This is a genomic window from Escherichia sp. AM3, assembly GCF_032029835.1.
Lineage (GTDB): Bacteria > Pseudomonadota > Gammaproteobacteria > Enterobacterales > Enterobacteriaceae > Escherichia > Escherichia coli.
In genome coordinates, this window is sequence record NZ_JAVUPQ010001311.1 from 1 (window position 1) to 236 (window position 236).

Here is a 236-nt window from a genome sequence, read left to right on the forward strand (position 1 = left end):
GGTCAGCGGCTGGCCGCGAAGAACGCTATCGCCTTCTTTCACGCACAGTTCACCTTCCGCGCCGATATGCTGTTTAAGGGGCATAACGTAACGGGTCGCCAGCGGGATCTGGCGCAGCGGCGTGCCGTTAGACTGCGATTTCATCTCAGGCGGATGAATGCCGCCGTCGAAATCCCAGATCTTCTCTTTTCTGAAGGCAGAAAATAACTTAAGCATGTTGGTCCACAGGAATATTG

Annotated in this window: 1 pseudogene; it reads right to left on the reverse strand. The window is 54.2% G+C overall.

What is annotated here, in order from left to right:
- A pseudogene (locus RTW80_RS30835) lies at positions 1 to 216 on the reverse strand (electron transport complex subunit RsxC); the annotation flags it as partial.
- Positions 217 to 236 lie beyond the last annotated feature (20 nt).